The following is a 17,944-nucleotide window of genomic DNA, read 5'->3' as shown; positions in this document are numbered from 1 at the left end:
AGGCCAGCCGGTCAGCCGGAGAACGCGACCCGCAGGGGGAGTTCGCTGAGGCCGAGGACGAAGTTGAAGCGGGTGTGCCAGCGCGGGGTGTCCGTGGCCAGCTCGATGGTCCCGTAGCGGCGCAGCAGTTCGGTGAGGGCGATGGAGACCTCCGCCTTGCCGAGCATGGCGGCGATGCAGGCGTGCGGTCCTGAGCCGAAGGCGAGCGACCGCACCCCGGTGCGGCGGACGTCGAGACGGTCCGGATCGTCGAATCTGGCCGGGTCGCGGTGGGCGGATCCGGTGATGCCCAGCACCGCGGAGCCGGCGGGGATGACGGTGCCGTCGAGCGCCAGATCGCCGTTCAGCTGCCGGGCGATGATCTGCACCGTGGCGTTGTACCGGGCCAGTTCCTCGAACGCGGGCTCGATCAGCTCGGGTTGGTCGCGGAGGATCCGCAGCTGGTCGGGGTGGGTGAGCAGCGCGTGGACGGCGTTCCCGATGACGTTGAGCGTGGTCTCGTGCCCCGCGTTGAAGAGCAGCAGCACCTGGGCGATGACGTCCTCGTCGCTCAGCCCGTCGCCGTTGTCGTCCTTCCGCATCAGCATGGTGAGCACATCGTCGCGCGGATGGCTGCGGCGCAGCTCCATCTGCTCCTGGATATAGGCGCTGAACTGCGGTTCCGCCGTGTTCATCGCGATGCGCATCTGGGGGGTGATCAGCGGGTCGACGATATTGGCGATGGCGTTGGTCCACTCCAGGCAGCGCCAGGCGTCCTCGATGGGGATGCCGAGCAGCCCGCAGATGACGGCGATCGGCACCGGCGTGGCGAACTGGCTGATCAGATCGATCTCGCCCTCGCCCATCTCGTCGATCAGGCCGCTGACGATCCGGTGGATCTCCGGCCGCAGCCGCTCGACGGCGTTGGGGGTGAGCGCCCGGGCCACCAGGCGGCGCAGCCGCCGGTGCTCCTCGCCGCTCTTGACCACCATCCACCGCCGCATGCTGCGCATGGCGGGGGCGTCCCGGCCGCCGCGCAGGGCGGCGAACATGGCGTCCTCGGGAGTGGCCGACGAGGTCTGCGGTGCCCGCAGGAACGCCTCGACATCGGCATAGCGGGCGAGTGTCCAGAAACCCTGCGGTGAATGATGGATCGGCTCTGTTTCGCGGAGTCGCCGATAGTATTCGTACCGGTCGTTCATCAGGGCCGGGTCGGTCAGATCGAAAAGCACTCGGGGCTTATCCACTATCGCCCAACCAATCCCATCGAAAGCAGCGGCAAAAGCCTATTGGTGGGCCGGGCCGCGTCAACCCCTATACCTACCCCTAGAGGCCCGCGATCCTTCACCGGACCAGCAGGGGTTGGTCCTGGCGTCCGGCGGTGACTAGCCTGCCGGAATCGGGGTCCTGCAAATGAGGCCCCGGGCAAGCGTCAGCTGGCCACCGCGTCGCCCGCAGAAATGGGGTTCCCTTCAGATGGTGGACGACGGAACGCTGCGTGAATATCTGAAGCTGGTCACCGCGGATCTGCACCAGACCAAGCAGCGGCTGCGCGAGGCCGAAAAAGGCAATCGGGAGCCAATCGCCATCGTCGGCATGAGCTGCCGCTTTCCCGGCGGGGTGCGCACGCCCGAGGATCTGTGGCGGCTCGTCCTTTCCGGGACCGACGCGATCGGCCCGTTCCCCGACGACCGTGGCTGGCAGCTCCCCCCTCGGTCCGACACCGCCCCCGACGCCGACTACGCGCGCGAGGGCGGCTTCGTCGACGAGGCGACGCGGTTCGACGCGGCGTTCTTCGATATCTCGCCGCGCGAGGCCCTGGCGATGGATCCGCAGCAACGGCTGCTGCTGCAGACGTCCTGGGAGGCCGTGGAGGCCGCCGGCATCGCCCCCTCGTCGCTGCGGGGCAGCCGCACCGGCGTGTTCGTCGGGGCCAACGACCAGCACTACACGTCCCTGTTGGGCGCCGAGCAGGGCAACGAGGGCTATCTGCTGACCGGTGGCGCGACGGCCGTGATCTCCGGCCGGGTCGCCTACACGCTGGGCCTTGAGGGGCCGGCGGTCACCGTGGACACGGCCTGCTCGTCGTCGCTGGTCGCCCTGCATCTGGCGTGCCAGTCGCTGCGGCGCGGCGAGAGCACCCTGGCGCTCGCCGGCGGGGTGACGGTGATGGCCACGCCCGGGGTGTTCGCTGAGTTCAGCCGGCAGCGCGGGCTGGCCGCCGACGGCCGCTGCAAGTCGTTCGCGGCGGCCGCGGACGGCACCGGCTGGTCCGAGGGCGTCGGCGTGCTGGTGGTGGAGCGGCTGTCGGACGCGCTGCGGCTGAACCATCCGGTGCTCGCCGTCGTGCGCGGCTCGGCGGTGAACCAGGACGGCGCGTCCAACGGGCTGACCGCCCCCAACGGCCCCTCGCAGCAGCGGGTGATCCTGCAGGCCCTGGCCGAGGCGCGGCTGACGCCGGACCAGGTCGACGCCGTCGAGGCGCACGGCACCGGGACGCCGCTCGGCGACCCCATCGAGGCCCAGTCGCTGATCGCGGCCTACGGGCAGGACCGGCCGGCGGACCGGCCGCTGTGGATCGGCTCGGTCAAGTCCAATATCGGGCATGTGCAGGCCGCCGCCGGCGTCGCCTCGGTGATCAAGACCGTCCTCGCGCTGCGGCACGGCGTGCTGCCGCCGACGCTGCATGTCGACGAGCCGACGCCGCATGTCGACTGGACCGCCGGCGCGGTGGGCCTGCTCACCGAGGCCCGCGAGCTGCCGCCGACCGGCGATCCGCACCGGATGGGCGTCTCCTCGTTCGGGCTGAGCGGCACCAACGCCCATCTGATCCTTGAGCAGCCGCCCGCGCCCGAGGCCGCCGAGGCCCCGGCCGGCGGGCGCACGCCGGCCGGGGTGCCGCTGCCGTTCCCGATCAGTGCCAGGACGGCGACCGCGCTGCCGGGGCAGGCCGCCGGGCTGCGGGCGCTGGTGGAGTCCGAACCCGGCCTCGACCTGGCGGCGTTGGGCCATGCGCTGGCGACGACCCGCGCCGCGCTGCCGCATCGGGCCGTGCTGACCGCGGCCGACCGTGACGAACTGCTCGCCGCCCTCACCGCCGTCGAACAGGGCGCCGAGAGCGGCCTGGTCCGGTACGGGGTGGCCCGCCGGACGCGGCCCGCGGCGAAACTCGCGATGCTGTTCACCGGGCAGGGCGCGCAGCGGGCCGGCATGGGCCGCGAACTGTACGCCGCCGAACCGGTGTTCGCCCGGGCGCTCGACGAGGTGTGCGCGGGCCTTGACCCGCATCTGGGGCGCCCGCTGCGCGAGGTGCTGTTCGCCGATGCCGGTACGCCCGAGGCCGAGCTGCTGGATCGCACCGAGTACGCCCAGGTCGGGCTGTTCGCGCTGGAGGTCGCGCTCTACCGGCTGTTCGAGCACCGGGGGGTGCGGCCCGACTATCTGCTGGGCCACTCCGTCGGCGAGTTGGCCGCCGCCCTCGTGGCCGGGGTGTGGTCGCTGCCCGACGCCTGCCGGCTGGTCGCCGCCAGGGGCCGGCTGATGCAGCGGATGACCGACGACGGCGCGATGCTCGCCGTCCGGGCCACCGAGGACGAGGTCGACGCCGCGCTCGCCGGGCTGACCGGCCGGGTCGGGATCGCCGCCGTCAACGGGCCGACGTCGGTGGTCGTCTCGGGGGACCGCGACGCCGTCGACCAACTGGCCGCCCGGTGGCGGGAACAGGACGTGCGGACCCGGCGCCTGCGGGTGTCGCACGCGTTCCACTCGGCCCATATGGACCCGATGCTGGACGAGTTCCGCGCGATCGCCGCCGCGCTGACCTATGCGCGCCCGACCATCCCGATCGTCGCCGACCTCACCGGCGACGCGGTCGATCCCGATCTGCTCACCGACCCGGAGTACTGGGTCCGTCAGGTCCGGGAGGCGGTCAGGTTCGCCGACGGCGTCGCCTGGCTCGACGGGCAGGGCGTGGCCCGCTATCTCGAACTCGGCCCGGACGGCGTGCTGTCCGCCATGGCCGAGGAATCGCTCACGCACCGCGCCGAACCCGCCGTGGTGGTACCGGCGTTGCGCGGCGCGCTCGGCGAACCGGCAGCCGCGACCGCCGCGTTGGCGGAGCTGCACGCCAGCGGGCTGACCCCCGACTGGGCGGCCGTGTTCGCCGGAGTCCCCGGAGGCTCCGCCCGGCCCGTCGCCCTGCCCACCTACGCCTTCGAGACGGTGCGCTACTGGCCGCGCCTCGCCGGGGCGGCCGGGGATGTGACGGCGGCCGGGCTCGGCGTCACCCGACATCCGCTGCTGGGCGCCGGCGTCAGCGTCGCCGAGGGCGACGAACTGCTGTTCTTCGGCTGGCTCTCCACCGGCCGGCCGCAGTGGTCGGCCGACCACACGGTGCTGGGGCGCCCGGTGCTGCCGGGCACCGCGCTGGTCGAACTGGCGATCCGCGCCGGCGACCAGGTCGGCTGTGGCCATGTCGAGGAGCTGCTGCTCCAGACGCCGCTGGCGCTGCCCGAGCGGGGCGGCGTCCAGGTGCAGGTGGCCGTCGGCGCGGCCGACGGGACGGGGCGGCGGAGCCTGACCGTCCACGCGCGGCCCGACGCCCCGGGCGACGAGGGCTGGCCCGACCGGGAGTGGACCCGGCACGCCAGCGGTTTCCTGACCCCGCAGCCGCCCAACGGCCCCGCGGGGGACGGCGATTGGGCACGGCAGTGGCCGCCGGCCGACGCCGTCGAGGTGCCGGTGGACGGCCTCTACCAACTGCTGGGCGCCGCCGGTCTCGCATACGGCCCGGCGTTCCGTGGCATCCGGAGCGTGTGGCGGCGCGGCGGGGAGATCTTCGCCGAGGTGGGCCTGCCGGAGTCGGAGGCGTCCCAGGCGCGCGCCTACGGCGTCCACCCGGCGCTGCTGGACGCCGCGCTCCAGGCCCAGGCCGGCGCGGGCGCCGACGGGGCGACCGCAGGGGTGCCGTTCTCCTTCGCCGGGGTGACGCTCACGGCCTCGGGCGCGGCCGCGCTGCGGGTGCGGCTCACGCCCGGGGACGGCGGTGGTGTCGCCATCGCGGCCACGGACCCGAGCGGCGATCCGGTGCTCTCGATCGAGCGGTTGGACGTCCGCCCGGTGGCGGCCGAGCCGGAGCCGGCCGGCCAGGTCGAGGGGCTGTGCCGGCTCGCCTGGCATCCACTGCCCACGGGTCCGGTCGCGGACGCGGTGCCGGCCGGGCCGGCCGTGGACGCCGCCGGCCTCGGCGCGCTGCTCGCCGACGGCTCCCCGCCCGGGACCGTGGTGCTGCGCGTCCATGACCCGGCGGCCGTCGAAGGGGGCGACGAACCGGCCCGGGTGCGGGCCCTCACCGGGCGGGTGTTGGGCGCGCTCCAGCGGTGGCTGGCCGACGAACGGTGCGCCGGGGCGCGGCTGGTGCTGCTCACCCGGAACGCGGTGCTCGCCGTCCCCGGCGACCGGGCCCCGGATGCGGCGGCCGCGGCGGTCTGGGGGCTGGTGCGGGCCGCGCAGTCCGAGGAGCCCGGCCGTCTCCTGCTGGTGGACACCGACGAGGACGAGGTGCCGTGGGCGTCGATCGCGGCGGCGGTCGCCGCCGGCGAGCCGGGGATCGCCGTGCGCGCGGGCGCGCCGTTCGGCGCCCGGCTGGTGCGGGCCGCGCGGCGGGACGGGCTGCCGGTGCCGGCGGACGCCGCGGCCTGGCGGCTGGACACCCGGCAGGCCGGCACCCTGGACAACCTCCGGCTCGCGCCGGTCGATCCGGCGCCGGCGCTGGGCCCGGGACAGGTACGGATCGCGGTGCGGGCCGCCGGGGTGAACTTCCGCGATGTGCTGCACGCGCTCGGCATGTATCCGGGCGATGTGGTGCTGGGCGGCGAGGCGGCCGGCGTCGTCCTGGAGACCGGCCCCGAGGTCACGGATCTTGCGCCCGGCGACCGGGTGATGGGCCTGTGCACGGGCGCGTTCGGCCCGGTCGCGGTGACCGACCGCCGGCTGCTGGTCCCGATGCCCGCGGAGTGGACGTTCGCTGAGGCGGCGGCGGTGCCGATCGCCTATGCCACCGCGTACTACGGGCTGGTCGACCTGGGCGGGCTGCGGGCCGGGGAGGCCGTGCTGGTGCATGCCGCCGCCGGCGGCGTCGGCACCGCCGCCGTCCAACTCGCCCGCCAGCTGGGCGCCGAGGTCTTCGCGACCGCCGGCCCCGGCAAATGGGCGGCCGTGCGGGCGATGGGCGTCGCCGATGACCATCTCGCGTCGTCACGTGACCTGGGCTTCGAGGCGAGCTTCGCCGCCGTCACCTCGGGGCGCGGCGTGGATGTGGTGCTCGACGCGCTGGCCGGCGAGTTCGTCGACGCGTCGCTGCGGCTGCTGCCGCGCGGCGGCCGGTTCGTCGAGATGGGCAAGACCGACCTGCGGGACGCCGACGAGGTCGCCGCCGCCCATCCCGGCGTCCGCTACCGGGCGTTCGACCTGTGGGAGGCGGGCCCGGAGCGCATCGGGGAGATCCTGAGGGAACTGCTGGCGCTGTTCCGGGCCGGCGCGCTGCGGCTGCCGCCGATCCGGGCGTTCGACGTGCGGCAGGCGCCGGAGGCGTTCCGCCATGTCAGCCAGGCGCGCCATATCGGCAAGGTCGTTCTCACCGTTCCGCGTCCGCTCGACCGGGACGGCACCGTCCTGGTCACCGGCGGCACCGGTGGTCTCGGCGCGGTCCTGACCCGGCATCTGGTTGCCGCCCATGGCGTCGGCCGGCTCGTCCTGCTGAGCCGGAGCGGCCCCGCCGGCGCGGGCGCCGGGGAGTTGCGCGCCGAACTGGGCGCGCTGGGCGCCGAGGTGGAGATCGTGGCCGGCGACGCGGCCGACCGGGACACGGTCGCCGCCGTGCTGGACGCGATCCCCGCCGACCGTCCGCTGACCGCCGTCTTCCACACCGCCGGTGTCCTGGACGACGCCACCCTCGCGGCGCTGACGCCCGGCCGCCTCGACACCGTGCTGCGGCCCAAGGCCGACGCGGCGCTCCTGCTGGACGAGTTGACCCGCCGGCACGATCTGGCGGCCTTTGTGCTGTTCTCCTCGGTCGCCGGGACGCTCGGCGCCGCGGGGCAGGGCAACTACGCGGCGGCCAACGCCCTTCTCGACGCCCTGGCCCAGGCCCGGCACGCCGCCGGCCGGCCGGGCCTGGCGCTGGCCTGGGGCGCCTGGGACGGCACCGCCGGCATGGCGGCCCGGCTCACGGCGACGGACCGCGAACGCATCGCCCGTTCCGGTTTCCCGCCGTTGACCGTCGAGCACGGGCTGGCGCTGCTGGACGCGGCGCTGGCCGCGCCGCATCCGGCGCTGGTGCCGACCGGACTCGACATCGGGGCCCTGACGGCCGCCGGAGCGTTGCCGCCGCTGCTGACCGGTCTGGTGCGCGGCGGCGCCCGCCGGGCGGTCCGCGACGCCGCGCCGGCCGAAGGGGCCGCCTCCGCCCACCGGTTGGTGGCGCTCGGCCCGCGGGAACGCGCGCGGTTTCTGCTCGATCTGGTCCGGTCGGCGGCGGCCGCCGTGCTCGGCTTCCCCGGGCCGCAGGCGGTCGAGGCCGACCGGGCGTTCAAGGAGCTGGGCTTCGACTCGTTGACGTCCGTCGAGCTGCGCAACCGGCTGGCCGCCGCCACCGGGCTGCGGCTGTCGGCCACGCTGGTCTTCGACCATCCGACGGCGCGGCTGCTCGCCGAGATGCTGGGCCGGGCCGTGGTGGGCGACGACGCGGAGGTCGTCGCCCCGGCGGAGCCGGCGGACGCGCCGACCGCGGGCGTCGACGATCCGATCGCGATCATCGGGATGAGCTGCCGACTGCCGGGCTCAGCCAACTCCCCCGAGGCGCTGTGGCGGATCGTCAGCGAGGGCGTCGACGCCATCGCGCCGTTCCCGACCGACCGGGGCTGGCAGCTCGACGCCGTCTATGCCTCCGACGACGCCCGGGACGGCCGGGGTCACGCCTTCGAGGGCGGGTTCATCGACGGGATGGCGGACTTCGACGCCGCGTTCTTCGGGATCAGCCCGCGTGAGGCGCTGGCCATGGACCCGCAGCAGCGGCTGCTGCTTGAGGCCGCCTGGGAGACGGTCGAACATGCCGGGATCGCGCCGGGATCGCTCGCCGGCAGCGCCACCGGCGTCTATGTGGGCGCGGCGACCACCGGCTATGGCGCGGGGCCGCTCGACATTCCCGAGGGGACGGGCCCGCATCTGTTCCTCGGCACCTCCTCCAGCGTCGCCTCCGGCCGGATCTCCTATGTGCTGGGCCTTGAGGGCCCGACGTTGACGGTCGACACCGCCTGCTCCTCCTCGCTGGTGGCCCTGCACATGGCGGCCGAGGCGCTGCGCCGGGGCGAGTGTTCGCTGGCCCTGGTCGGCGGCGTCACGGTCCTGACCACGCCCAGCATGTTCACCCAGGGCAGCGAGGGCGGCGCGGTCGCCGCCGACGGCCGCTGCAAGGTGTTCTCCGCCGACGCCGACGGCACCGGCTGGGGCGAGGGCGTCGGGATGCTGCTGACCGAGCGGCTGTCCGAGGCGCGGCGCAACGGCCACCGGGTGCTGGCGGTGCTGCGCGGCTCGGCCGTCAACCACGACGGGGCCAGCAACGGGCTGACCGCGCCGAGCGGCCGGGCCCAACAGCGGGTGATCCGGCAGGCGTTGCGCGGCGCGGGCCTGGCCGCCCACCAGGTGGACGTCGTGGAGGCGCACGGCACCGGCACCGCGCTGGGCGACCCGATCGAGGGTCAGGCGCTGCTGGCCACCTACGGCCGGGAGCGGCCCGTGGAGCGGCCGCTGTGGATCGGCTCGGTGAAGTCCAACATCGGCCATGTCCAGTGCGCCGCCGGGGTCGCCGGCGTCATCAAGATGGTGCAGGCGCTGCGGCACGAGCTGCTGCCGGCGACGCTGCACGCCGCCGAGGCGACACCGCATGTGGACTGGTCGTCGGGGACGATGCGGCTGCTGACCGAGCCCGTGCCGTGGCCGCGCGACGGGGTGGTGCGCCGGGCCGGCGTCTCGTCGTTCGGGATGAGCGGCACCAATGCCCACGTCATCATCGAGGAGGCCCCGGCCGAACCGCGGGTGCCCGCAGTCGTCGGGCCGGCGCCCGTCCCGGTGGTCGCCGACGCGCCGCTGCCCTGGGTGCTGTCCGGCCGGACCGAGCCGGCGCTGCGCGCCCAGGCGGAACGGCTGCGCGCGCGGCTGGAGGAGCGGCCGGAGCTGGCCACCCCCGAGGCGGTGCCGCTGATCGCCCGCGCCCTGGCCACCGGACGGACCCCGTTCCGGCACCGCGCGGTGCTGCTCGGTCCCGAACCGGGGCGCTACCGCGAGCAGTTGGAGGGGCTGGCCGGCGCCTACGGTGTGAAGGGGCTGGTGCGGGGGGAGGCCGGGGCCGGCGGACCGGTCGCCTTTGTCTTCCCCGGGCAGGGCTCCCAGTGGCCGGGGATGGCCACCGGACTGCTGCGGGACGTCCCGGTGTTCCGTGACGCGCTGCGGGAGTGTTCGGCGGCGCTCGCCGGGCATGTCGACTGGTCGCTCGAGGATGTGCTGCTCGGCGTCGACGGCGCCCCCTCGCTGGACCGGCTCGATGTGGTGCAGCCCGTCCTGTTCGCGGTGATGGTGGCGCTGACCGCGCTGTGGCGGGCGCACGGCATCGTGCCGGAGGCCGTCGTCGGGCACAGCCAGGGCGAGATAGCGGCGGCCCATGTCGCCGGCGCCCTGTCCCTGGCGGACGCGGCGCGGATCGTCGTCGTCCGCAGCCGGCTGCTGGCCTCCGTCCACAGCGACGGCGCGATGCTGACGGTCACCCTGCCCGTCGACGAGCTGACCGCGCGGATGGCGCGCTGGCCCGGCCGGCTGCATCTGGCGGCCGTCAACGGGCCCAGGGCCACCGTGCTGTCCGGCGATCCGGCGGCGGTCGACGAACTGGCCGCCGCGCTCACCGCCGACGAGATCGCCAGCCGCCGGATGCTGATCACCGGCACCGCCCACTCCCCCGAGGTCGAGCGGCTGCGCGACGAGGCGTTGACGGCGCTCGCCGGGATCACCCCGCGCGCGGCCGCGATCCCGCTGTACTCGACCGTCGACGGCGGCCCGGTCGACGGTGCGGCGCTCGACCAGGAGCACTGGTACCGCAACATGCGCCAGCCGGTGCGGTTCGCCGACGCGGTCGACGCCATGCTGCGCGACGGGTTCCGCGCCTTTGTCGAGCCCAGCCCCTATCCGTCGCTGACCGCCAACATCGAGGATCTGGCCGACGCCGTCGGCGTCGAGGACACGGTGGTGGTCAGCACGCTGCGCCGGGGCAGCGGCGGGCCGGAACGGTTCCGGGAGGCGCTGGCGACCGCGTTCGCCCGGGGGCTCGTGCCCGACTGGGACACCGTGCTGCCGCCCCCGGGGGCCGCCGCCGAACTCCCCGAGCTGCCCGGCTATCCGTTCCAACGCCGCCGCTACTGGCTGGAGTCGGCCACGCCCGTCGCCACGGCGGCCGGGTCCGGCGTTCCCGATCCGGCGGACGAACGGTTCTGGACCGCGGTCGCCGGCGGCGATCCGGTGGCGCTGGCCGACGCGCTGGACGTGTCCGACCCGGGACAGCGCGAACTCCTCGCGGGGGCGGCCGACGCGCTGCCCGTGCTGTCGGCGTGGCGGGCCGAACGCGGCGACCGATCCACGGTGGACGCCTGGCGCTACCGGATCGCGTGGCGCCGCAGGGCCCGCCTGCCGGAGCCGATCCTCACCGGCCGCTGGCTGCTCGTCGCCCCCGCGCACGACCCCGACGATCTCGCTGGCCGCTGCGCCCGGGCACTGGCCGAACGGGGCGTCGCCCGGGTGCTGACGGTGACCTGGGGCGACGACGACCCGCACGGCGCGGGACTGGCCGCCAGGATCGAGGACGCGCTGGCCGAGGCCGCCGCGGGTGGCGACGGCCGGGTCGACGGGCTGCTGTCGCTGCTCGGCCCGGACACCCGCCCTGGCCCCGACGGGGTCGCGGTCGGGGTCGCCGCCACCCTGGCGCTGGTCCAGGCCGTCGAAGCCCTCGATCTGGCCGCCCCCCTGTGGCTGGCGACCCGGGGTGCGGTCTCCGTCGGCCCGGCCGATCCGCTGTCGGACCCGGCGCAGGCCGGGGTGTGGGGCCTCGGCCTGGTCACGGGGTTGGAACTCCCGTCCCGCTGGGGCGGGTTGGTGGATCTGCCGGCGGAGTGGGACGAGCGGGCCGCCGACCGGCTGGTGGGCGCGCTGGCCGGGCTGGACGACGAGGACCAGATCGCGGTGCGCCCCGCCGGGGTGTTCGCCCGCCGGATGGTCCGCGCGCCCCTGGGCGAAGCGCCGCGCGGCGGCTCCTGGCGGCCGACCGGCACCGCGCTGGTCACCGGCGGCACCGGCGCTCTCGGCGGGCATATCGCGCGCTGGCTGGCCGAGTTGGGCGCGCCCCGTATCGTGCTGACCTCGCGCAGCGGCCCGCTGGCGCCGGGCGCCGCCGAGCTGGCCGCCGAGTTGACGGAGGCCGGCGCCGAGGTCCTGGTCGAGTCCTGCGATGTGAGCGACCGCGAGGCGCTGCGGGCGCTGCTCGCCGCGCTGCCCGAGGGGCCGCCCGTCACCACCGTCGTCCATGCCGCCGGCGTGGCCCAGTCCACGCCGATCGCGCTGACCACGGCCGACGAACTGGCCCGGGTGGTCGCCGCGAAGGTCGACGGGGCGCGACACCTCGACGAACTGCTCGGCGACGGCCTTGAGGCGTTTGTGCTGTTCTCCTCGGGATCGGCCGTCTGGGGCGGCGCCGGCCAGGCCGCCTACGCGGCGGCCAACGCGCATCTTGACGCGCTGGCCGTGGCGCGCCGCCAACGCGGGCGGGTCGCCACCTCGGTGTCCTGGGGCGGCTGGGACGGCGGCGGCATGGCCGACGCCGGCGCCATCGAACTCCTGGGCCGGCGCGGGCTGCGCCTGATGGCGCCACAGCTCGCGCTCGTCGCGCTCGGCCAGGCCCTGGCCCACGACGAGACGCTGCTCACCGTCACCGACATGGACTGGGCCCGCTTCGCCCCCGGCTACACCGCCGCCAGGCCGCGCCCACTCATCGGCGAACTCCCCGAGGTGGTACGGGCTTTGGCCGACGGCGCGGGCGAGGACGAGCCGGCGGACGACGCGGCGGGCTCGGAGCTCGGCCGGCGGCTCGCGGCGCTGCCCGCGGGGGAACGCCGCTCGCTGCTGCTCACCCTGGTGCGCACCGAGGCCGCCGCCGCGCTCGGCCACGCCGGGCCGGCGGACATCGAACCGGGGCGCGCCTTCCGGGACCTCGGGTTCGACTCGCTGACCGCCGTCGACATCCGCAACCGGCTGCGTTCCGCGACCGGCCTGCGGCTGCCCACCACCATCGCGTTCGACCATCCCACGCCCAACGCGCTGACCGACTTCCTCGCCGAGCGGCTTCTGGGCCGGCCGGCGGACGCCGACACGCCCGCCGTGCGGGCGCCGGCCGGGGCCTGGGCCGCCGACGAGCCGATCGCCATCGTCGGCATGGCCTGCCGGTTCCCCGGCGGCGTCCGATCGCCCGACGACCTGTGGGAACTGGTGCTCAACGGCCGGGACGCGATCACCCCGTTCCCCGACGACCGGGGCTGGGATCTCGAAGCGCTCTACGATCCGGAACTGCGGCAGGCCGGCAGCTCCTATGTCCGCGAGGGCGGATTCCTCGACGACGCGGGGGACTTCGACGCCGAGTTCTTCGGGATCAGCCCGCGCGAGGCGATGACGATGGACCCGCAGCAGCGGGTGCTGCTGGAGACCGCCTGGGAGGCGCTGGAGAACGCCAGGATCGACCCTTCGGGGCTGCTCCGCAGCAGCACCGGGGTGTTTGTCGGCACCTCGTTCCAGGGCTACGGCCTGGGCGGCGCCGACTCGTTGGGCACCGCCGAGGGGTTCTTCCTCGCCGGCACGGGGACGGCCGCCGTGTCCGGGCGGCTGTCCTACAGCCTCGGCCTTGAGGGCCCGGCCGTCACCGTCGACACCGCGTGTTCGTCGTCGCTGGTCGCCCTGCATCTGGCCGCCCAGGCGCTGCGGCAGGGCGAGTGCTCCCTGGCGCTGGCCGGCGGTGTCACGGTGCTGCCGACGCCGGTGTCGTTCACCGAGTTCAGCCGCCAGCGGGGCCTGGCGCCCGACGGCCGCTGCAAGCCGTTCGCCGCCGCCGCCGACGGCACCGGCTGGGGCGAGGGCGTCGGCGTCGTCACGCTGCAGCGGCTGTCCACCGCGCTGGCCGAGGGCCGCCGGGTGCTGGCCGTGGTCGCCGGCTCCGCCGTCAACCAGGACGGCGCGAGCAACGGCATGACGGCGCCCAACGGCCCGTCGCAGCGCCGCGTCATCGCCGCCGCGCTGGCCGCCGCCCGGGTGGACGCCGCCGATGTCGACTTCGTGGAGGCGCACGGCACCGGGACGCCGCTGGGCGACCCCATCGAGGCGCAGGCGCTGATGGCCGTCTACGGGGAGCGCGGGGCGGCCGACGCCCCGCTGTGGATCGGCTCGGTCAAGTCGAACATCGGGCACACCCAGAGCGCCGCCGGGATCGCCGGCGTCATCAAGGCCGTGCTGGCGCTGCGGCACGGCGTGCTGCCGCCCACCCTGCATGTCGACGAGCCGACGCCGCATGTGGACTGGTCCCCCGGCACGGTCGCGCTGCTCACCGAGGCACGGGAATGGCCGGACACCGGCCGGGTCCGTCGGGCGGGCGTCTCGTCGTTCGGCGGCAGCGGAACCAACGCGCACGCCATCATCGAGCAGGCGCCGAAAGCCCCGCCGCGCGAACCCGCGGAAGCCGCGTCGGCCCCCGCGCCCTGGCTGCTGTCCGCGCGCACCGAGGGCGCGTTGCGGGCGCAGGCCGCGCGGCTGCGGTCCCTGGTGGCGGACCGCCCGGAGCTGGAACCGGCCGATATCGCCTGGTCGTTGGCCACCACCAGGACCGCGTTCGAGCACCGGGCGGTGCTGCTCGACGGCGGCCGCGAGGCGCCGACCGCTCTGGCCGCTCTCGCCGCCGGGGGCCTGCCCGCCGGCGTGGTCCGTGGCCGGGCCGTCGAGGGCCGCACCGCCTTTGTCTTCCCCGGCCAGGGTTCGCAGTGGCTGGGCATGGGCGGCCCGCTGCTGGCGGCCGAAGCCGTCTTCGCCGAGACGGCCGCCGCCTGCGACGAGGCGTTCGCCCGTTACACCGACTGGTCGGTGCTCGACGTGCTGCGCGGCACCGAGGGAGCGGCGTCCCTGGAACGTGACGACGTCATCCAGGTCTCGCTGTTCACGGTGATGGTGTCGCTGGCCGCGCTGTGGCGCTCCTGGGGCGTCGAACCGGACGCCGTGCTCGGCCATTCGCAGGGCGAGATCGCCGCCGCCCATGTCGCGGGCGCCCTCTCCCTGGACGACGCGGCGCTGGTGGTGGCCCGGCGCGCCGAACTCCTCCCGGGCATCGCCGGCCGGGGCGGCATGCTGTCGGTGGCGCTGCCGCTCCCCGAGATCGAGAAGCGCATCGCCGCCTGGGACGGCCGGCTCTGCGTCGGCGCGCGCAACGCGCCACACGCGAACGTCGTCAGCGGCGACAGCGACGCGCTCGCCGCGTTCGCCGCCGACTGCGCCGCCGAACGGATCCGCGCCAGACCGGTGCGGATCGGCTACGCCTCGCACTCGCCGCATGTCGAGGAGCTGGCCGAGCCGCTGCGCGCCGCCCTGGCTGGCGTCGAACCGCGCGCCGGCACCGTCCCGTTCTTCTCCAGCGTGACCGGCGACTGGATCGACACCACCACGCTGGACGGCGCCTACTGGTACGACAACCTGCGGCGGTGCGTCGGGTTCGAGCCCGCCGTGCGGGGCCTGGCCGAGCAGGGCTACCGGCACTTCGTCGAGATCAGTCCGCATCCGACGCTCACCATGGGCGTCCAGGAGACCCTGGAGGGGATCGACAACGCCGGCGTCGCCTGGCCGCCGCCGGTGGCGTCGCTGCGCCAGGGCAAGGGCGACGCGGCCCGCATGCTCGCCTCGGCGGCCGAGGCGCACGCGTCCGGGGTCCGGGTCGACTGGGGCGCCGTGCTGGGCGGCCGAGGCGCGCGCGCCGTCGACCTGCCGACGTATCCGTTCCAGTCGGAGCGGTACTGGATGAGTTCGGCCGTGGCGGCGCCCGGCGCCGACCCGGCGGGCGCGGGCCTCGACGCCACCGAGCACCCGATTCTCACGGCGGCGGCTCCGGTCGCCGGCACCGATATCGTGCTGCTGACCGGCCGGTTGTCGACGCGGACCCATCCGTGGCTCGCCGACCACGCCGTCCTGGGCCAGGTGCTGGTGCCGGGGACCGCGTTTGTCGAGTTGGCCGCGACCGTGGGCGGGCAGGTGGGCTGCGGGTTCGTCGAGGAGCTGACCCTCGGCGGTCCGCTGATCCTCACCGGCTCCGACGCCGTCCGCGTCCAGGCCATCGTCCAGCCGCCGGACGACACCGGGCGGCGGTCCCTCGGCATCTACTCCCGGCCCGACGACGGCACGCGGGACGCGGGCGGGGCGGCGGACGACTGGACGCCGCACGCCACCGCGACGCTCGCGCCCACGACGCCCGAACCGGCCCCGGAGCCAGGGGACCTGACGCGGTGGCCGCCGGCCGGCGCCACCGAGATCGACCTCGGCGGCTTCTACGACGACCTCGCCGCCCTCGGCTACCGCTACGGGCCGGCGTTCCAGGCCATGCGCGGCGCCTGGCACCGCGACGGGGCGGTGTACGCCGAGGTCGCGTTCGCCCCCGACACCTCGGAGGAGCGGGACGCGGCCGGCTTCGCCGTCCATCCGGCCCTGTTGGACGCGGCGCTGCACGGTATCGGCCTGCTGCGTTCGCTGCGCGAGGGCGGCGAACCGGCCCGGGCCGAGCTGCCGTTCTCCTGGCGCGGCGTGCGGCTGCTGCGGCACGGCGTCGGCGCGCTGCGGGTCCGGCTGACGACGGAGGGCGCCGACGGCGTCGCCGTGACGGTGGCCGCCGCGGACGGCGCGCCGGTCGGCACGGTGGACGCGATCGTCGCCCGGCCGGTGCCCGACGACTTCGGCGCGGCGCCGGATCCGGCAGGCAACGCGCTGTTCCGGGTCGACTGGGTCGAGGTGGCGGGCGCCCCGGCGCCGGGCGAGGCGTCCTGGGCGCTGTTCGGCCCCGACCCGCTGGGCCTGGGCGACCGGCTCAGGGCCGCCGGCGCCCGGATCGTCCCTGGCGCCGACGAGGGCGACGCCGGCACGGCCCGGGCCCTGGCACCGCTGGCCGCAGGCGACGGGCCGGCGGGCCCGGGCGGCGTGGCGCACCGGGCGCTGCGGCTGGTGCGCCGCTGGCTCGCCGACGAGCGGCGCGCGGACGACCGCCTCACGATCGTCACCCGGGGCGCCGTCGCGGTCGACGGGTACGCGGGCGGGGACATCACGGATCTGGCGTCGGCCGCCGCCTGGGGGCTGATCCGCTCGGCGCAGGCCGAACACCCGGGCCGGTTCGTCCTGGTGGACGTCGACGACGATCCCGCGTCCCTCGCCGCGCTCGCCGAGGCGCCGGGCGGCGAGGAGCCGCAGCTGGCGCTGCGCGCCGGCCGGGCGCACGCGCCGCGCCTGGTGCGGGCCGAGCCGCCGAAACCGGTGGACGTCGATGCCGAGGGCACGACCCTGATCACCGGCGGCACCGGCACCATCGGCTCGGCGCTCGCCCGGCATCTGGCCGCCGCGCACGGCGTGCGCCGGCTGCTGCTGACCAGCCGGCGCGGCCCGCGCTCCCCCGGCGCCGCCGAACTGGTCGCCGAACTCGCCGCGTTCGGCTGCGAGGCGAGCGTCGTGGCCTGCGATATCGGCGAACGGGACGAGGTCGCCCGGCTGCTGGCCGGCATCCCGGCCGACCGACCACTGCGCGCCGTGGTGCACGCCGCCGGCACGGTCGACGACGGCATGGTGACCGATCTGGACGCCGACCGGCTGGACCGGGTGCTGCACGCCAAGGCGAACGGCGCGCTGCACCTGCACGAGCTGACCCGGCATCTGGAACTGTCCACTTTTGTGCTGTTCTCCTCGGCGTCGGCGACGTTCGGCGCCGTCGGGCAGGCCAACTACGCGGCGGCGAACGCGTATCTGGACGCCCTCGCCCAGCACCGTCGCGCCGGCGGCCTGGCCGGGGTCTCCATGGCGTGGGGCCCGTGGGCCGAGGCGAGCGGCATGACAAGCCGGCTCACCGACGCCGACATCAGGCGCGTCAAGCGGCTGGGGCTGACGCCGATGGCCACGGCGGACGGCATGGCACTCTTCGACGCGGCGCGCGGCGCCACCACCGCGGGGACCGTCCCGATGCTGCTGGACGTCGGGGCGCTGCGCACCCGATCCGAGGCGGTGCCGCCGCTGTTGCGCGATCTGGTCCGGCCGGGCCGGACATCCCCGGTGGCGGCCGGCGACAACGGGGCGGGGCTGCGTCGCCGTCTCGCCGAACTCGACGAGGCCGAGCGCCATGAGCTGGTCCTGGACCTGGTCCGTTCCCAACTCGCCGCCGTCCTCGGCCACTCAGGACCCGAGGCGGTCCGCACGGACCGGGGTTTCCTGGAGATCGGGGTCGACTCCCTCACCGGCGTCGAACTGCGCAACCGGCTCGCCGCCCTGACCGGCCTCCGGCTGCTGGCCACCATGGTGTTCGACCACCCCAACCCGGTCGCCCTGACCCGGCACCTCCTCGGCGAGCTGGCCCCCGAGCCGGTGTCGGCGTCCGAGCGCGCCCTTGAGGAACTGGACCGGCTGGCGGACGTCCTGGGCGCCGTGGACGCCGACGACGCCGACCGGGCCCGGGTCGGCGGCCGGCTGCGGGAGCTGCTGGCCCGGTGGAACGAGGGGAAGCAACGGGCCGACGACGCCGTCGACCTCGAAACGGCGACCGCCGAGGAGCTGTTCCAGATCCTCGACGAGTCGCACTGAGCCGCCGGGAACACGACAT

At 75.7% G+C, this 17,944-nt stretch carries 2 protein-coding genes; one reads left to right on the top strand and one right to left on the bottom strand.

Features of this window, described 5'->3' with window-relative positions:
* Positions 1–11: 11 nt before the first annotated feature.
* Positions 12–1,226 carry a cytochrome P450 gene (locus AOM46_RS19610; protein ID WP_158920501.1) on the bottom strand — a complete coding sequence of 405 codons (1,215 nt, stop codon included), beginning with the start codon at positions 1,224–1,226 and terminating at the stop codon, positions 12–14.
* Positions 1,227–1,455: 229 nt separating this feature from the next.
* Between AOM46_RS19610 and AOM46_RS35460 the strand changes: the two genes are divergently transcribed.
* Positions 1,456–17,925: a type I polyketide synthase gene (locus AOM46_RS35460; protein ID WP_062213689.1), complete on the top strand. Its 16,470-nt coding sequence runs from the start codon at positions 1,456–1,458 to the stop codon at positions 17,923–17,925.
* Positions 17,926–17,944: the final 19 nt, after the last annotated feature.

It is taken from the genome of Streptomyces sp. NBRC 109706 (assembly GCF_000974485.1).
Taxonomy (GTDB): domain Bacteria; phylum Actinomycetota; class Actinomycetes; order Streptomycetales; family Streptomycetaceae; genus Streptomyces.
This window is presented reverse-complemented; position numbering and strand designations above follow the sequence as displayed.

What these genes read in the sequence shown, in the direction of transcription:
- AOM46_RS35460 (WP_062213689.1), top strand. Translation starts at nt 1,456, where the DNA reads ATGGTGGACGACGGAACGCTGCGTGAATATCTGAAGCTGGTCACCGCG.